We start from the raw sequence: 17,983 nt of genomic DNA on the forward strand, positions 1-17,983 counted from the left end.
CAATTCATGAAAACAAACAGTTTTTTAAGATTTCATTTTTCATACTGAACCATTCTGTTTCCCTGTTCACAGGTCAGCATATGTGCTATATTTAATATAAGAATGGAGGAATTATCATGAAAGTAGCAACCATAGGAACAGGCTTTATTGTAGACTGGTTTTTAACAGCTGTTCAGGAAAGCAGCGGCATCAGCTGTGTAGCCATGTATTCAAGGAAAAAGGATTCTGCGAAACCACTCGCTGATAAATACGGAATTGATAAAATTTATACCGACCTGGATGAAATGCTGCAGGATGAGGATATAAATTTCGTATATGTGGCATCGCCAAACAGTCTGCATTTTAAGCATTCCTTAAAAGCATTGCAGGCAGGAAAGCATGTAATCTGTGAAAAGCCGTTTACTTCAACAGTAGACGAATTTGATATTCTTGTAGATACGGCAAAGGAACATCATTTGTACCTATTTGAAGCTATCGTTACAGCTCATATGCCAAATTATCTGAATATCAGAAAGCAGCTGCCACGCCTGGGAACAATTCGCATGGTGCAGTGCAATTTCTCTCAATATTCCAGCCGATATGATAAATTTTTAGCTGGAGAAACACCGAATGTATTCAATCCGGAATTTTCCGGCGGTGCTTTATCCGATATCAATATTTATAATCTGCATTATGTAATCGGTCTATTCGGAAAACCAACAGGAATCCATTATTATGCAAATAAGCATACTAATGGAATTGATACAAGTGGTGTTGCTGTGCTGGAATACGATGGGTTTCAGGCTGTGTGCGTAGGTTGTAAGGATACCAGAAGTGAATGCATTACGCAGATTCAGGGAGAAAAGGGATTTATTACGATGCGCTCTGAAACTAGTAAATGCGCAGATTATACGATTCAAATTGGTAAAGAAAAGCCGGAGCATCCTTCTATCCAGCAGAATGACATAGCACTATATTATGAGCTGCAGGATTTCCGGGACATATTCAAAATAGATGATTATGAGCGCTGCTTACAGCTGCTTGCATATTCAAGAACCGTTATGGAGGTATATGAAGAAGCAAGAAGGGATGCGGGAATACTGTTTCCAGCTGATAGGAAATAACTCATGAGTGTATTTGAAAACGATTGGATCATGCGACAGATTGAAGGTATGACGGATATGCTTGGCAAAGTTCTTCTGCATCGTGAAAAAAGTGAAATACGGATAGAGGAAGAGCTTACGGATGAGGATGTTAAAACGTATTACAACAACATACAGATGCTTTTGAAGGAAAAGAAGTACAAAGAAGCAGTCCAATATCTTCAGGAAAATTTCGCAACAGGCAGCATGGAATATCTAAAGGTTGCACTTACCGCCTTTGATCAGTTAAACGCTCTAACAGAAGCAGAACTGCTGGATGGCGGTTATACACGGCAGGAGCTGTATAATGACCTTGAATTTATTACCGTGCAGTATGGGATTCATTTATAGCGCCGGCAGTATATATAGCGAATGTTCTTGTAATAATTCATGCTTATCACGAAAATCAGTATCTGTTTTGTCCAGCATTAGCAATAGGTATTTCATTATAGAAGCTCAGTAAGCCTTAAAAATCGCGATATGGATAACTGAGAGATTCTGATCACTAAGACCCTGTAGCATTACAATTTCACTATATTTTAAAGTCAGAATCAATGAGCGAATCGTGGTGCTCGAGCATGAGATGCAGATTGAAAACAATATCAAGGATATGACAATTTAGGGATATTTGCATCAGAAATCCATCTTTTTTATGCTTCCTCTGCTTTACTACCATTACATATGATACTTATTGAGAATATATGGATAGATTACAGTAGCAAAGGTATTACCTTCATCTTACCAAGTGTAGAGAATGAAGGTTAAGTCAAACTTCTTCTAAAGGGCTCATTAGGATTCAACAAAACCTATAGCTTTAATTGAATATAGAGTGTTAATTATCAATGGAGCATCTTTAATTCATGTATATGCTTTACAGCTTTAAAGCACGGAAAAAGGACATAATAGTAAAAACCCTGGTTCACTCACACGAGAAGTAAACCAGGGCTTTTCATTACACTACACTATATTTGAGTGCTTCCAGAATACCGGCAGCATCATCACTGCGGTAAAAAACAGAATGGCTGCTATTTCTATGGTATAGCGAAATTCATGCATACCCAGAAACAGTATCAGCAAAGCGAGACACAGCGCCAGAGAAAGCTTCAAATGTACCTGCTGCTTTTTCCGTTCCAGCATGGTTGTATATTTCAGGCATGGCCCAAAATAAATAAAAATACCAAGTCCAACCGGAAGAAAAATTAACAGACTGTAGATGTCGAGATACTCTATACACAACAGAACAAGCAGATAGATCATCATTGTTATCAGATAACAGTGCCAATACGTTTTTGCATGATAACCACCTGTATAGCGTTTCAGAAACAGCAGCATACAAAGGTACAAAACCGTTTCCCAAAAAAACTGCAGGAAGTATCCCAGTACAAGCGTGCTGACGATTTGTACTGTCTGTATTAGAATAAGTTCCAGAGCATAACGGATAACATCAATCTCTTCCTCCGCAATCAAACCGCGCCGCGCAAGAAAAATGCTAAGCCTTTTACTTATTGTTTCCATATTTCTGTGATTTCACAGATTCCTTTTTATAGGTAAAAGGTTTTGGCGTATAATGCCCTATCATAGATGTGTTGGCTGCATTTTTTAATGCATAGTTAATCAGCTTTCTCTTAATTTCAAATTTCATAAGTTATACCACCCTTTCTTATTTTGGAAGAGGCAACAGACAGTGTGCACTAACGGTACCGTTTTGTTCATCATAATCGTATTTCACCATACCATCGTATTTTGCGGCAATACGCTCAATGATTTTTATACCATATCCGTGATCCTCGCCTTTTTTGGAATGGAAATCCGGTGCTTGTGCAGTCGAATTGGTAACCTCAATAATCAGGGAATCGTTGTGCATCATCAGCTTTATGTATATTTGCTTTTCCTTACTCGATCTTGCGGCATCTATGGCATTATCCAATAAATTGAATACAAGAGCGCACATATCCTTATCATCAATTCCCATCTCATCATTCACAAATGCACTGACTTCAAAATGTATATCTCCATTGGAATTTATTTTCGTATTCAAGCATGCATCCAGAAACATGTTCCCTGTCTTAATATGCTGTCCCAGCTCATCTACATCCTTTCTTACACGATCCAGATAAATCAGATAATCATGATCCTGATGAATACTCTCCAGTATCTCAATATGATTTCTCATATCATGCCGCAGCTCTCTGTTTTTTTCCTGTTCCTCCCGCAAATCATGCATATACTGATTCTGGATGTTTCTTGATAGCTCTGTAAGCTCAATCTCACTCTTTTCCTGAGCAAGCTGCCAGAACCGGACAAAGATAAAATCTACGGTAAATGTCTGAACAACCAGCAAAAGGAATACAAGGAATATTGTAATATCCTTTGGATAAGCTTCCAGCTCTCTCATGTACATGATAAGCACAATCATGGAAAAAATCTGTAGAAAAACAAAAGGTATCAGCTGTTTTTTTGTAAGAACCACAAAGAACTTCCGATATAGATAAACCGGTATTTGAAAGGCAAGCATAGCACAGCCATTTGCGAATACGATGGATATAAAACGAAGCATTCCCGGTACGAAGGTCGCATCAAATGATCCGTTGAATAAGTGAATATGCACATTCATAAAAATATCAGTAAATGTGATAAAGCATATTGTATAAAACATTAAATAAAATAAATTAAGAAGCTTAAACTTTTTACACAAAGCACTCACATATAAATAATCCGGAATAATCGAAAACATATTTGCAAGCATAAAGATTATGTTTGAAACATCGATGCTATTCGTTAAAATCATGTTTATAAGACTATACACAAGCATCATACTAACAGCTCTTGCATTCCATCTCACATTACTGTTCACACGTTTTATTGAATAGGTAATACCACCAACATACATCAAACAATACACATACTCCATAAATTCATTCATAACATCACTCTTTCCTGCATAATCATTATATAAGAAGGCCCACATGATGTCATGTAAAATTTAAATTTTCTATTTCCCTGAATCGAGGTTCCTTTTCCTTCCCCCTTCCTACCGATATTATACTACAATATAACGGTTTTCCGGTATAATAAATACATGAATGGTTTTTTTTATGTATTTAACGGTCAGTTTATTCTACACTCAAAGTATCTAAACATCCTTCAGTCTTATAATAAATTCAAAAATTTGGGCTGTTGGAATAAGGAAGCACCTTATAACGTCCTAAAATTATTTTCTAAAAAATGACGGCATTATAATTTTTCCGTCATTTGAAATAAAGCGTCCATAATTACGTTTTTACGCCGTCTGCTGATTTTCAGCATCTTATCACAGTCCTTTAGCTGTAATTCAAAGCCCCTGACAGAACGTACATATTCAATATTCACGATATTGGAACGATTGATCTGCACGAAGCGATTATTTAATGCATTCATCATCCGTTCCATGGAATATAGACGGAAAATATATTCCCGATCCTTTGTATATGCATAAATATCCTTTGCAAAATATTCCATATAAATGATATCCTTTTGTGCAAGCATCTCATAGCCGCCATCCGTACGAATCTTGAAATCAGCATTTTCCTGTAAAAACTCAAAGGCATCCTGCAGTGTTTTCTTCAGCTTATCATCAATTTTGGATTTGAGAACATATCGAAATACGTTAATTCCAAACGCATCCTCCATACGGTCTGCATAATTGGTAACATAAATCACCAGTGTACGCTCATTGGAGATATACTTAGCAAGATGAATCCCATCCATACCCGGCATTTCGATATCCAGCAAAAGTATGTCATAAATATGTTTACTTCTCAAAAAGTCATGTACAGTATTATAGGTATCAATGAAAAGCTGTTCTTCTAATCCGAACGCTTCTATTTTCTCACGTATTATATCTGTATAACATGGTTCATCATCCAGTAATGCTATATGGTAAACGTTCTGCATATATAATCCCCTGTCTTTTTTCCCATTACCAGCAGGCAATGCTGCTGTCTGTTCTTGATTCGCTTCCGGCCATCAGTGCTCCATTCGCCAATCGCACAATAATCTGTCCGCGCCCGAATCCGGAAGGCTCCAGTTCTAGCTGGATACGGTGACCGCGTTCCTGAAGCTTTCTTGCTATATTGGAATCAAAGCTGTCCTCTACAAGAAACGCTTTATCCTTTACCCATTGCCACCGTGGTGCATCCAGTGCCTGCTGCGGATTTAGATGAAAATCAATCATATTCATAACCACCTGTACATGGCCCTGTGGCTGCATATAACCACCCATGACACCAAATGGCCCTACTGCCTGGCCATCCTTTGTGAGAAATCCTGGAATGATGGTATGATAGGTACGTTTTCCCGGAGCAAGTGCATTGACATGGCCTGGATCCAGTGAGAAATCATGTCCGCGGTTTTGCAGAGCAATCCCAGTATCTTTAACCACAACACCGCTGCCAAAGCCCATATAATTGCTTTGTATAAAGGATACCATATTTCCTTCATTGTCCGCTGTACATAAATACACAGTACCGCTTTTTGGTGGCATGTGGACTGCAGGCTGTTTGGCGAAAGCTGCAATTTCCTGTGCACGCTGTCTGCCATAGTCCGCCTGTAACAGGCTTTGCACTTCTGTTTTCATGTATGCAGTATCCGTAATATAGTGAAGGCCATCTGCAAAGGCCATTTTTATTGCTTCAAACTGATGATGAAACATTTCCTCATCACGCTGGGTAAATTGAAATTCCTTCAATATATTTAAAGCCATCAATGCAACGATCCCCTGTCCATTAGGTGGCAGTTCCCAGACGTCATAGCCGTGATAGTGTACAGAAACAGGGTCCACCCATATCGCCTTATGCTGCTGCAAATCCTTTTTTCTCAGATAACCGCCATGTGCAATACTGTCTTCCTCTATGCGCTGTGCAAGCTCTCCTTCATACAGTGCAGTCGCATGTGTTTCTGCAATTTTCTTTAATGTTTCCGCATGATCAGGCAGCTTTACCAGCTGTCCGACTTCAGGTGCATTACCATCAAAGGTAAAGGTCTGAAACCATTGCGCAAACACCGGATCATCCTTTTTATCTGCATAGCTTCTAACTGCCATTCTCCACATTCTGGCAAGCTCCGGTGTTATAGGATAGCCATCATTGGCATAGGTGATAGCAGGTGCGAGTACCTGTGCAAAGGGCAGCTTACCGAAGCGTCTGCTTAATTCCGCCCAGGCCTTGGGTGCTCCCGGTACGGTTACCGGCGTCCATCCATGCTTAGGCATTTCCTTAATTCCCTGCTCCTTCAGCTTTTCGATTGAAATTTCCATAGGTGCACAGCCGGAGCTGTTCAGACCGTACATGGTGTCCTTGTGCCAGACAATCGCAAAGGCATCCGAGCCAATCCCATTTGCAGTAGGCTCTACAACGGTAAGGGTAGCGGCTGTCGCTATTGCGGCATCAATGGCATTGCCACCCTCTCTCATAATCTGTAGTCCTGCTGCGGCCGCAAGGTTATTTCCTGTAGCCACGATTCCGTTAGCGGCTACCACCGGATAACGGCCTCTGGCATAAGGCTGATGATATATATTAAACATAGGTTAACCTCCATATATATTATTATATAGTGTATGGAAAACTCTTACAATCCCACATCCAGGGAAATATTTCCATTATCAAGGGAAAATCTCCTGCACTTCTTGTATTTATGTTTGTTTTTTGTATAATATGGGTATTCTTTATATGGAAATGAGGGTATTTATGAAAATTTACTGGGACCTGTTTTCTGTTTTTATGCGGATAGGAGCCTTTACCTTTGGTGGAGGCTACGCCATGCTGCCTCTGATACAGAAGGAAATTGTGGATAAAAAGCATTGGGCTACAGAAGAGGAAATCATGGATTACTATGCAGTTGCACAGTGCACTCCGGGTATCATCATGGTGAATACGGCAACATTTATCGGTTTTTATGAGAAAGGCATTCTGGGCGCCATTGTGGCGACGCTGGGTGTTGTAACGCCAAGCATCGTTATCATTCTGTTGATTGCATCCGTACTGACAACGTATTCCTCACTTGCTGTTGTCCAGCATGCACTGGCAGGAATCCGGGTAGCGGTTTGTGTGCTTGTACTGAATGCTGTTGTTAAGCTTTGGAAAAGTGGTATTAAGGATGCATTCGGGATTGTGTTGTTTGCTGTTGTTCTTGCGGCAATCACCTTTACAAGTGTATCAACCGTTCTTGTCGTTATCATTGCTGCATTGCTTGGTGTTGTCGTTTGTGCACTGCGCCGCAGGGAGGTGAAGGAATGAATCTGGAGCTGCTACTGCTTGCCTTTTATGAATTTTTCAAAACCGGACTGTTTGCTCTTGGTGGTGGATTGGCTACCATACCGTTTCTTACGGAAATGATGAATAAATACCACTGGTTTACTGCGGATATGCTGACTGATATGATAGCGGTAAGCGAATCAACGCCGGGTGCAATCGGGATCAATATGGCTACATATACCGGATATCATATCAACGGTGTTATGGGAGGCATTGTGGCGACGCTTGGGCTTATTGCGCCAAGTATCATTGTCATTTGTATTGTTGCGCAGTTTCTGAAAAAATTTAAGGATAGTGAGCTGGTAAAATCTGTTTTCTATGGTATCCGTCCTGCAGTTACTGCTCTGATTGCCTCTGCAGGTATAACGATTTTCATCGCTGCTTTATTTCAGGATAGCAAAAATTTTATGGAAATGGTCAAGTGGCCGTGTATTCTGTTGTTCGTTGTGATTTTCTATTTATCGAATAAGCGGAAATGGCATCCGATTGTATGCATTGCAGCTTCAGCCGCTGTTGGTATACTGTTTCAGCTATAGGAATATGAAGACCTTATATCATGTTAAAGCAATTTCTGTTTCTATAAATTGAGAATAGTGATATTAGAAGCATGCTGATATAAGGATTTATATGTGAGGTAGTAAATTATAGGCATTAAAAACGATAATAAATAGTATAAAAGAAAAGGAATCCCATTTTATGTATCCTTTCTTGTCTTTAGGTATATGAGAATCGTGAAACACAAAAATCAAAGTTTATCAATCCTTTTGTATTTCCTACTCTCCTTGTACCTTAAAGTGGGAAAGAACCATTTTATGAAATTCCTTTTTTTGCATAGTAATGAATGTTATATATTGTTTTCATTATCATTCTTAATCTGTCAGTAATGCATTAGCAAATAAATTCTTATCATAAAATCAATCGAAATCCACTATAATAATTTTCTTCGCTAATGAAACCATACCGCTGCCCTTCAGCTATTATAAACTTATTCAAATCATTAGTGTCCTGCTACAGTCACAAGCAAATACCAATCCTTCTATTATTTTATGTTCATAAAATCATATTGCACTTTATTTTTATGTACATAAAATCATAAATATTTATTATTTTTTGAAGATAAAGTCTTATTTATGCTACTTCTGTTCCCTCTGTTTGTCTTTTTGAACAAGTTAGCTTCATATCTCTTAGGAACCATATCAGCAATACGATACCTTTCCAAATCGAACTGATTGTAATTGCCCACCAGATACCATTTAACCCCATCCATTTCCCCAGCAGCATCGCCATCGGTATTCGTGCGCCGGTCAATGTGATGCTCACAATGGATGGAGGCAGCGTTTTCCCAAGCCCGCTGAATGCGCCTGCTGTCGTGATCTCCATACACATAAACAGCTGTGAAACACCAAGAATTCGAAGATAATCAATCCCCAGAGGCAATACCTCCGTCTCCTGAATAAACACCTGAAAGATCACCTGTGGAAATGCAATCAGAACAAGAGAACAGAACACACCCCATGACAGCATGACAATCATGGAAAGCCGATACCCCTCCCGTATTCTACCAGTGTTTTTGGCACCGTAATTCTGTGCTACAAAGCTGTTCAAAGCAGCCGCATAGCCTTCTGCAGTCATCCAGGATATAGATTCAATTTGCGACCCCACCTTCTGAACTGCCACAGCAGCATCTCCCCAGCCGGCGATCAGTCTTGCAATTACCATTGAAATACCGGAAAACAGCATACTCTGCACTGCCGATGGAAGACCAATCTGAAAAATCTCTTTTGTATGCGTGATATCAGGTGCCTGCAGCATATGAACATCACAAAACAGTACAGGCTCCTTCACTATCGTATACAGAAACAGCAGCATGACCACCAGCTGTGCAAGAACGGTCGCAATCGCAGCACCGGCAACACCCATTGCAGGGATAAATCCAAAACCAAAAATAAAGAGCGGATCCAGTACGATGTTTAGCACCAGTCCAATGCCCGTCGCAATGAAGGATGTTCTGCTATTTCCCATCGCTGTTAATATGCCGGTAAAAATCTGATTCATAAATGAAAATATGACCAGACCGCAGGTAATCATCAGATACAGCTTTGCATCCTGTATGACCTGTGTACTGTTCAGCTGAAAGAAGCCTATCATCCCGTCCGCAAATACCACGGAAAGAATTCCAAAGAAAACAGCAAATACAATCCCCATCTGCATGGAGCTTTGCGCATAGGATGCCGCTTCCTCTTTCTTCTGTGCTCCCAGCGCATGGCCAACCTTGATCTGTCCGCCCATCTTTGCCAGTGTTGCCAAGCCATTTGACAGCCACATGAACATACCGGCTGCGCCGACTGATGCCACTGCACTTGCACCTATTTTTCCAATCCAAATCATATCGATCAGATTATAAGCCATCTGAATTAAGCTGGTTGCCATAATCGGCAATGCCAACGCACTTAGTGCAGGAAGAATCTTTCCCTCCAGCAAATTGATATGTGTTTTCATATGTCACCCTCTTTCAAAAGAAAGGCTTCAGACGATTTAGTCTGAAACCACTGTTTTATTGTGGATAAACGAGCTGATCTTCGCTCCAGTCCTTCATCACCTGACTATAATCCTGTGCATAGGCCTTTGCCTTGGCAAGATCATGCTCCAGATAATTGCCGCATTCCTTAGACTCCTGTGCCCCTGGAATGTCTCCTTCAAACCCTGCAATGAATGCTACCGTATCCTTTACCAGCTGAACCGCCTGTGCTCTGGATATGGAATCTCTTGTCAGAAAATAGAAGCCTGTCCGGCAGCCCATTGGCCCGGCATAAATCACTGCATCACTGCACTTAGAATTTCTTACATAGGTTGCGAACAGATGTTCAAAGGTATGCAGACCGTCATTATCCAGATAGGTTCCGCAATTCGGCTTTACCATGCGTAAATCATAGGTAATAATATCCCCATCTATTCTTGAAACATACATACCTTTATCCAGTATATCGTGATCAATACAAAAGCTTGTAATCTTTTTCATGTTTTCTTCACCTCTATGTATCATTATAAAGGCATAAAATTCGACTGTCCAGTTTAAATAGCCACTGATTTGAAATACACACCTGTATTCTAAAATATGATACAATATCCTTATTGAAATAACCTGGTAACCAATAGGAAGGAGGCATAACAATGAGAACAGAGAAAGAAATAAGAAGGCTGTTGCTGGATACAGCCGCAAAGGATGAACGGATACGGGCAGCCTATCTGGAAGGCTCCCGTGTGTTTCCGGATATTCCAAAAGATATATTTCAGGACTATGATGTTGTCTATGTTGTAAAGGAAACAACATCCTTTCAAAGGGATACCTCCTGGATTGATACATTTGGAGAACGTTTGTATATGCAGTATCCGGAGGATAGTATTTATTATCCAAGTGATAAGCAGAATTGTTATGGATGGCTCATGCAGTTCACAGACGGAAACCGGATCGATTTGCATGTCTGCACAGCAGAATACGCTTTGCAGCATATGGATGCCTATGAAATTCTGTTAGATAAGGATGGTATTCTACCTTTGCCGAAAGAAGAAGCCTTTCAAACCTTCTGGATAAAGAAACCGAGTCAGGAACAGTTTCATTGTACCTGTAATGAATACTGGTGGTCTGTGAACAATGTCGTAAAGGGATTGAAGCGTCGTGAGCTTCCCTATGTAATGGATATCATAGACTTCATACTCAGACCTATGCTGAAGCGTTTACTGGAATGGATGATCGGTATTGCATATGACTTTCAAATCAGCGCAGGGAAATCCGGTAAGTATATGGAACACTTACTTCCGGATAGTGTGTATGAGTCTTTTTTACGCACCTACATGACTGCCGATCTGGATAGCTGCTGGCAAGGTGTATTTCATATGAATGCATTGTTCCATGAAACAGCAGCCACTGTTGGAAAACAGCTTCAGCTGGTTTATGATGTGCAGGAAGCTGTAAACAGTATGAAATACGCAAAGGATGTCTATCATCTACCGGAGGATGCGAAAGAGATTTATGTATAACCTGTAATTTTAAATTTTTATGTTTATGATAATCGTCTTAATTAGCCTCATCACATATCTAAAAAACAGAAATGGCATATGCGGCATGGAAACGAATAGAAATCTTATAAGAAAGCTCATGTCCATAGTATCATATCTGCCTTCATTATCTACTCAATATCAGACACTGTATGTTTTTCATGAGCGAATATAATAAAAAAACCAGAGATTACTTCATATGTGTTCTCTCCGGTTTTTATTTGCACTTATTTCTTATGAGTATTATCCCCACATAAGATTGATGGAATATATCTGTATAATTTTTTTATATACTTCCTGAAGACCAATTTCCCGGATCCAGTTATCCAGTTCAAATATATTCTCAGGTTCATTCTGTATATCCATGATATCAATAATAATATTATAAATCTCGTTATCTGTTACAGTCATGCCCACCCTCCCGATTACATATTAAGCATCTCCCCATGATAGCTTATCTATATCATAACACAAAATTGATAATTACACCATTTTTTCGTTAATTTAATATGAAAAAATGTTATCTTACCAACAAGATAGCTAAAAACGACAGCAAAATAGTATAAAACAATCGTAATCTCAGAATTAAAAAGAAAAGATCTCCGTGGGAAAGGACAGAGATCTCATGAAAGAGAAAAGGCAACAGTTATGAAAAAGCAATTATCAGGACGAGGAAACAAGAGCTGTCGCCATCTATTAGCAAACAGACATTTCTTTGTCTGTACCTGTATTCTACACCCCTTATGTGAAAGCAATATGAAGCTTTCATGAACAATACGTAAAGCTTCCTGCAAATTTTCCATACATAGATACGCCACCTATCTGATTCTCTTTTCTCCATCGGCAATGATATGAAAAACTGTTTCGCAATAACAGAAATGTAGCTACGCCGAAAACTGTGCGATACCAGCATTTTTACAATTTGTAAGGATATAACCTGTACGCGGTTTTGTGCATGAACAAAGGATATACCTTTCTATTTCGACATATAGAAATCAATTTTGCAGGTTTATGAAAATCCTTTCATTTTTACATTGACTTTCCCTATGTCAGCTTATAAAATGTACAGGAAAGGTGTGTAAAGTATATGAAATCAAGAGAAAAGCTATCATCCCGCTTAGGATTTATTCTAATCTCTGCCGGCTGTGCTGTGGGACTTGGTAATGTATGGCGGTTTCCATACATAACAGGTCAATATGGAGGAGCGGCGTTTGTTCTGCTCTATCTGGTATTCCTGGTACTGCTGGGACTGCCAATCATGGTCATGGAATTTTCTGTAGGACGCGCATCTCAGCGTTCTGCCGCAAAATCATTTGACCTTCTGGAACCAAAGGGGACAAAATGGCATTACATTAAATATGTTTGTATGGGAGGCAACTATCTTCTGATGATGTTTTATACAACAGTCGGCGGATGGATGTTTAACTATTGCTTAAAAATGGCTACCGGAACCTTTGACGGATTGCAGGCAGAGCAGGTTGGCGAAACGTTTTCCAACATGCTGGCAAGCCCTGGTCAAAATTTATTCTGGATGATTGCCATTACTGTGATTGGATTCTTTATCTGTAGCAAGGGGCTGCAAAACGGTGTGGAAAAGATGTCCAAATATATGATGTCATGCCTGTTTATCGTTATGATCGTCCTTGTGATTCGTGCAGTTACATTACCGGATGCTGTAGAAGGATTGAAATTTTATTTAATTCCTGACTTCCATAAGATGATGGCAAACGGTTTATGGGATGCAATTTTCGCTGCTATGGGACAGGCGTTCTTCACCTTGAGTCTGGGAATCGGCGCACTTGCAATCTTTGGTAGCTATATTGGAAAAGATCGTTCTTTGCTTGGAGAAAGCGTCAATGTCTGTCTCCTGGACACCTTTGTTGCCTTTATTGCAGGCTTGATCATCTTCCCATCCTGTTTTTCCTTTCATGTTGCCGCTGATAGCGGGCCAGGGCTTGTATTTGTGACACTTCCCAATGTGTTTAATGCAATGTCCGGTGGAAGGTTATGGGGCTTTCTGTTTTTCCTGTTCATGTCCTTTGCGGCACTGACAACGATTATTGCCGTTTTTGAAAATATTGTTGCTTTTGCGATGGACAGCGGCTGGTCAAGGAAAAAAGCTGTAGGTGTTAATTTTATTTTGATTCTGCTATTGTCACTGCCATGTGCATTCGGCTTTAATTTATTATCCTTTATCGAGCCGCTGGGGGCAGGCTCCACGATACAGGATCTGGAGGACTTTATTGTATCAAACAATATGCTTCCGCTTGGTTCTCTAATGTATCTGTTGTTCTGTACCTTCCGTTATGGCTGGGGATGGAAAAATTTTACCGCAGAAGCAAACAGCGGTACCGGACTGAAGTTTCCCAACTGGGCGAGATTGTATGTTTCCTACATATTGCCACTCATTGTTATTTATATCTTCTTCCAGGGCTATATCGAAAAATTCTCCAGGCCATGGAATATTCTGATTCCACTTATTCTGCTGTTCATGATAATATATGTTCCTATACAGGCATGGAGAAAGCAAAAAATTAAAAATAAATAGAATAAAGAAATCAGACAGGTACGGCTGAGAAGCCTGCTCGCTTTCGATATTACATATAAAAAAAGAGAAGAAGTTAAGCTCCCATGAATATCATATTAGGTGCTTTACTTCTTCTTTCATTTTGTTTTCTGCTGCGGTCTTTACCTATTTTTATATAAGCATCGCATCTTATCGTTTCTTTTTCTTATTCACACAGAATATAGGACTGAATTGCTTCTGCCACCGCATGTACGATATGATCAGCGGCCTCTTGGACAATCCTTGGTGAGGAATGAAAGGTAAAGGATACATCCGCATCCTTCAGCATAGGAATATCATTATAGGAATCGCCGATGCCAAAGCAGGTTTCCAGCTTCAGCAGATGTTTCAATTTCAAAAGAGCACTGCCTTTCGAGCAGCCAGCCGGAACCACATCGATAAAATTCTGGTTTTGAAAGGCTGCGCATATATTTGAAAACTGATGTTTAAGCCTTTCGCATAATTCCTGTGCCGCCTGCTCGCTTGCCATACGAAACGATAATCCGTGTATGTTCGCATCCTTTAATTGCTTCATATCATGTATTACCGGTATATCTGTGAATGCTCTTGCTTTTTTATATGCATATATCTTTCCATCTGCCTGTATGGCGATGCTTTCTATTTGTTCCTCAAGACTGCTTAGCTGGATTGCCGTATCCAAAGAAAGGCAGCGTTCAAATAATATATTCTGTTTTTTATCCAGGATAAGAGCACCACTGCTTACGATATAAAAATCAGGCTGAATTCTTTCTGTGAGAAATGCTGTAATTCCCTGTAAAGGGCGTCCGGTACATAAGCCAAACAGGGCTCCATTTTCCTGTAGCTGGTTTATTCCTGCAATATCTCCTTCCCTGTAATTATGTTTTTCATTATGCAGATACAAGGTTCCATCAAAATCACTTGCCAATGCCTTCATAATCTCACATCCCTTCATCCGCTTCATTGTAAGAGGTAAGTGTTCTTCTGTCAACCAAAAAGGAGGCTTTCCTTAAACAGGGAAACATATTCATCAGCCTGATAAAGCTAATCACCTTATCCCGGTTGTTTACATAAAGTGGTTACTTCCTATCTAGGGTTTTCTAATCACTACAATCCACAAACAGATTCTCTCTCACGTTAAGGTACATAAGGATATGAGATACAAAAGGATGAAAAACCATCGATTCTTTTGTATTTTGCGATTTCCATATACCCAGAGTTGAGGAAGAATCCAAACACATGGCAGGTATTTTTTTCATATGCTTTTGCATACTTTAACTGACTAAACTCAGCCTAAACTACACGGTGCTTCGTGTAGCTATTTGCAACATAAAAAATGCTGATTATCATACATAATTCAGCATTTTTAGAATATATTTACGAATGCTTATAAGAAATACAGGCTATGGTATTATACCAGTCCGTAATGCTTCAGCATCTCTTTGATTTTTTCATCATCCTGTGCACTGCATTCCAGCACCGGCTTTCTTGCCGGCCCTGCCTGTGTGATTCCTGCCAGCTCTGCTGCACGCTTCATAACAACCGGTACAGTTCCCAGCTTCAATACACCACGCAATACATCGATGTCCTTCTGCAGTGCCTCTGCTTTTTCCTGTTCCCCACTACGCAGAGCCTTGTCCAGCTCCACCAATACCTCGGTGATTACATTGGAGGTTCCTGCCACTGCTCCACTTGCCCCCAGAGCATAACCATAGCTGATCTTGGAATCCGAACCAATCAGTAAGTCGAAATCATCACGCTTTGCGATTTCTGCATATGCCTTCAGATTTTCTTCCTGTCCGCTGCTGTCCTTGATTCCACGGATATTCTTTACCTCTGCCAGACGGCTTACGACCGCTGCACTTAAATTACAGCCTGTTGCCTTTGGTATGTTATACAGTATAATCGGTATACTCACACTTTCCGCTACCGCTGTGAAATGCTGTACCAGTTCTTCCTCTGTCGGTGTCAGGAAATACGGTGTGATCACACTTAATGCATCCGCACCCAGCTCCTCCATTTTCTTGGACAAACGTATGGTTTCCCTGGTACTGCATGCCCCCGTTCCCACATATACCGGGACGCGGTGGTCTACCATGGCAATCACCTTTTCTGCGAACTCTATTTTTTCTGCTTCATCGATTACATGAAACTCTCCATTGCTTCCCAGGATAAAGATTCCCTTTACACCCTTTGCGATCAAATGATCGATGAGCTGCTTTGTTGCTTCATAATTGATACTCTGTTCCTCATCACGGTGAAACGGTGTGATGATTGGAGTTATAATTCCGTCAAACATGATTATTTGTCCTCTTTTCTTTATTTTTTAAAGATCGAGTAATCCTTATTGTCAAAGGGCGCTGTCTGAAAAAACATACGAATTCCCTGACTCTGAATATACCGGATCTTTTCTATATCTTCTTCACTGAAATAATCCGAGAGGCTCTTGATCATCATACGGCTTGCCGGATATGGCATCTGAATTTCCTTGGTACGGAAGCCGGCCTTTACTGCATCACAGGCAATGCTTAAATTCGGAAAAATAACCATCGCCTTGATATTGCGGCCTTCATTGATATATGCGAGGAATTGTTCGATCGTGAAGATTTTAACCTTCATGGTTTTGGGAAGACAAAGCTGCATGACATCCGCGATAAACGGATCATTTACGTAATCCGGATCGACGATCAGTACATTATCTGCATCAATAAACTGATTCCAGTTCAAAGCAACTGTCGCATGCAGCAATCGTTTGTCTATCCGCGCAAGTTTGATTTTTGTACTCATGCTTCATCACCTACTTGAACTCGTTTCTGATATTCTCTCAATGCATAGGATATCAGCATTAAGAGAACCTTTCCCTGAAAACTTCCCCGGACATCTATCTGAAAAACTTCCTCATATTTCTTCAGCTTATATATCAATGTATTTTTATGCAGAAACAGATCATCCGCTGCCTGTGTCAGATTGAAATCATTTACAAACAGCTTGTCACAGATATCCACCATTTCATCAACGTCGATACCCTTTCCGCACTCCCTATAATAATCAAATACATCCCGTATATCATCCACCGCAATCTTTGACAGAAAATAGTCATACAGATAATCGGAGAAAAACACCGGAACATCCTTCTCGTATGTTACATGATTCTTCAGCCACAAGCAGTTTTGATAGCTGTTGGCATACTGTCGCAGCTTTTTCTGAATGGAACCGACAAAGTAATAGCAGTCCATCATTTCCCATTCCCGTAAGCTGCGTATATATTCCCGTATAAACGGTTTGAAATCGGCAGTATTGTGATACGCTTCCGGCAAATCCTTAAAAATCAGCAGGCACTTACTGTTTAATAGAGAATATATGATCTCCTTGCTGTCCGGCTTCATTTTCAAGCGCATGACATCCTTTGTATTAAATCCTTCATTATGAACCACATAAATCGCCACCCTTGGTTTATTTTTATCTATTTCCAGTTCATCCAGAAGGCTCAGCACATGATTCATATCAAAGTTATCCGTATTCAGAATATACTTTACCAGCTCATCATCCTTCGTGACCTTCTGGTTCAGTGTTTTCTGATTGATTTCATACATGAGACGCACAGTAAGTGATTCATTCAGAAGCTTGCTGATCATTGGCAGGTTTTCATCATTACCGCTTACCCATAAGAAGCCGAAATCCTGACCCTTTACACGTACTTCAAAAAAAGAATTGTGCTCATCTGGACGGTTTACGTCAATCTGCCGTCCGATTTCTGCCTTATTACTGCATAATGTCACTGTCATATCATCATTCACAAGACCAATCGTATAACGGTTATTCTCCTGAACAACACTTATAAATTCCTCAAAAACCTCACCTATCAGCATATGATCTCTCCTTTCGCAAGAGTACAACTCTCATGAAGTCTGACATCTTCCCTGTATGCCAATAGTACCATAAGGTAAACACGAATAAAATATCCCCTTCTG

Annotated in this window: 17 protein-coding genes; 6 read left to right on the forward strand and 11 right to left on the reverse strand. The window is 40.1% G+C overall.

Annotation, left to right across the window (positions count from 1 at the left end):
• The first annotated feature begins 116 nt into the window (after window positions 1–116).
• Together GKZ87_20220 and GKZ87_20225 are read left to right on the forward strand one after the other, a co-directional pair.
• Window positions 117–1,103 (forward strand): gfo/Idh/MocA family oxidoreductase, encoded by a 987-nt coding sequence (locus GKZ87_20220; GenBank protein QSI27657.1) that lies wholly within the window; start codon window positions 117–119, stop codon window positions 1,101–1,103.
• A gap of 3 nt (window positions 1,104–1,106) precedes the next feature.
• The gene (locus GKZ87_20225; protein ID QSI27658.1) at window positions 1,107–1,472 is read left to right on the forward strand and encodes a hypothetical protein; all 366 of its coding nucleotides are present in this window, start codon (window positions 1,107–1,109) and stop codon (window positions 1,470–1,472) included.
• Between the two features lie 606 nt (window positions 1,473–2,078).
• Here GKZ87_20225 and GKZ87_20230 read toward each other — a convergent pair.
• The 5 genes from GKZ87_20230 to GKZ87_20250 all read right to left on the reverse strand — a co-directional run bounded on the left by GKZ87_20230 (window position 2,079) and on the right by GKZ87_20250 (window position 6,681).
• The gene (locus tag GKZ87_20230) at window positions 2,079–2,636 is read right to left on the reverse strand and encodes an ABC transporter (GenBank protein ID QSI27659.1); all 558 of its coding nucleotides are present in this window, start codon (window positions 2,634–2,636) and stop codon (window positions 2,079–2,081) included.
• Window positions 2,620–2,763: a hypothetical protein gene (locus GKZ87_20235; GenBank protein ID QSI27660.1), complete on the reverse strand. Its 144-nt coding sequence runs from the start codon at window positions 2,761–2,763 to the stop codon at window positions 2,620–2,622. The genes GKZ87_20230 and GKZ87_20235 overlap by 17 nt, the downstream gene beginning before the upstream one ends.
• An 18-nt stretch (window positions 2,764–2,781) precedes the next feature.
• Entirely contained in the window at window positions 2,782–4,044 is a 1,263-nt protein-coding gene (locus tag GKZ87_20240) for a GHKL domain-containing protein (GenBank protein ID QSI27661.1), read from the reverse strand.
• A gap of 311 nt (window positions 4,045–4,355) precedes the next feature.
• The gene (locus tag GKZ87_20245) at window positions 4,356–5,054 is read right to left on the reverse strand and encodes a response regulator (protein QSI27662.1); all 699 of its coding nucleotides are present in this window, start codon (window positions 5,052–5,054) and stop codon (window positions 4,356–4,358) included.
• Window positions 5,055–5,079: 25 nt separating this feature from the next.
• Window positions 5,080–6,681 carry a gamma-glutamyltransferase gene (locus tag GKZ87_20250; protein ID QSI27663.1) on the reverse strand — a complete coding sequence of 534 codons (1,602 nt, stop codon included), beginning with the start codon at window positions 6,679–6,681 and terminating at the stop codon, window positions 5,080–5,082.
• Window positions 6,682–6,844: 163 nt separating this feature from the next.
• Here GKZ87_20250 and GKZ87_20255 point away from each other — a divergent pair, with 163 nt between their 5' ends.
• Window positions 6,845–7,393, forward strand: coding sequence for a chromate transporter (locus tag GKZ87_20255; protein QSI27664.1), 549 nt, complete (start codon window positions 6,845–6,847; stop codon window positions 7,391–7,393).
• Window positions 7,390–7,947 carry a chromate transporter gene (locus GKZ87_20260; protein ID QSI27665.1) on the forward strand — a complete coding sequence of 186 codons (558 nt, stop codon included), beginning with the start codon at window positions 7,390–7,392 and terminating at the stop codon, window positions 7,945–7,947. The genes GKZ87_20255 and GKZ87_20260 overlap by 4 nt, the downstream gene beginning before the upstream one ends.
• A gap of 592 nt (window positions 7,948–8,539) precedes the next feature.
• Here GKZ87_20260 and GKZ87_20265 read toward each other — a convergent pair.
• The gene (locus tag GKZ87_20265; GenBank protein QSI27666.1) at window positions 8,540–9,910 is read right to left on the reverse strand and encodes an MATE family efflux transporter; all 1,371 of its coding nucleotides are present in this window, start codon (window positions 9,908–9,910) and stop codon (window positions 8,540–8,542) included.
• Between the two features lie 55 nt (window positions 9,911–9,965).
• On the reverse strand, window positions 9,966–10,430 hold the full coding sequence (locus tag GKZ87_20270; protein QSI27667.1) for an S-ribosylhomocysteine lyase: 465 nt from the start codon (window positions 10,428–10,430) through the stop codon (window positions 9,966–9,968).
• A 152-nt stretch (window positions 10,431–10,582) separates the two neighbouring features.
• On the opposite strand from GKZ87_20270, the gene GKZ87_20275 reads away from it, so the two are divergent.
• Window positions 10,583–11,449, forward strand: a complete 867-nt coding sequence (locus GKZ87_20275) for an aminoglycoside 6-adenylyltransferase (protein ID QSI27668.1) — start codon at window positions 10,583–10,585, stop codon at window positions 11,447–11,449.
• A 1,105-nt stretch (window positions 11,450–12,554) separates the two neighbouring features.
• The gene (locus GKZ87_20280; protein QSI27669.1) at window positions 12,555–14,015 is read left to right on the forward strand and encodes a sodium-dependent transporter; all 1,461 of its coding nucleotides are present in this window, start codon (window positions 12,555–12,557) and stop codon (window positions 14,013–14,015) included.
• A 184-nt stretch (window positions 14,016–14,199) separates the two neighbouring features.
• Here GKZ87_20280 and GKZ87_20285 read toward each other — a convergent pair whose 3' ends face one another.
• The 4 genes from GKZ87_20285 to GKZ87_20300 all read right to left on the reverse strand — a co-directional run bounded on the left by GKZ87_20285 (window position 14,200) and on the right by GKZ87_20300 (window position 17,881).
• Window positions 14,200–14,976, reverse strand: coding sequence for an HAD-IIB family hydrolase (locus tag GKZ87_20285; protein QSI27670.1), 777 nt, complete (start codon window positions 14,974–14,976; stop codon window positions 14,200–14,202).
• Window positions 14,977–15,423: 447 nt separating this feature from the next.
• Window positions 15,424–16,311 (reverse strand): 4-hydroxy-tetrahydrodipicolinate synthase, encoded by an 888-nt coding sequence (gene dapA / locus GKZ87_20290; GenBank protein QSI27671.1) that lies wholly within the window; start codon window positions 16,309–16,311, stop codon window positions 15,424–15,426.
• 20 nt (window positions 16,312–16,331) lie between these two features.
• On the reverse strand, window positions 16,332–16,799 hold the full coding sequence (locus GKZ87_20295) for a PTS mannose/fructose/sorbose transporter subunit IIB (protein ID QSI27672.1): 468 nt from the start codon (window positions 16,797–16,799) through the stop codon (window positions 16,332–16,334).
• Window positions 16,796–17,881, reverse strand: a complete 1,086-nt coding sequence (locus tag GKZ87_20300) for a PucR family transcriptional regulator (GenBank protein ID QSI27673.1) — start codon at window positions 17,879–17,881, stop codon at window positions 16,796–16,798. The genes GKZ87_20295 and GKZ87_20300 overlap by 4 nt, the downstream gene beginning before the upstream one ends.
• Window positions 17,882–17,983: the final 102 nt, after the last annotated feature.

This window comes from Erysipelotrichaceae bacterium 66202529 (genome assembly GCA_017161075.1).
GTDB lineage: Bacteria > Bacillota_I > Bacilli_A > Erysipelotrichales > Erysipelotrichaceae > Clostridium_AQ.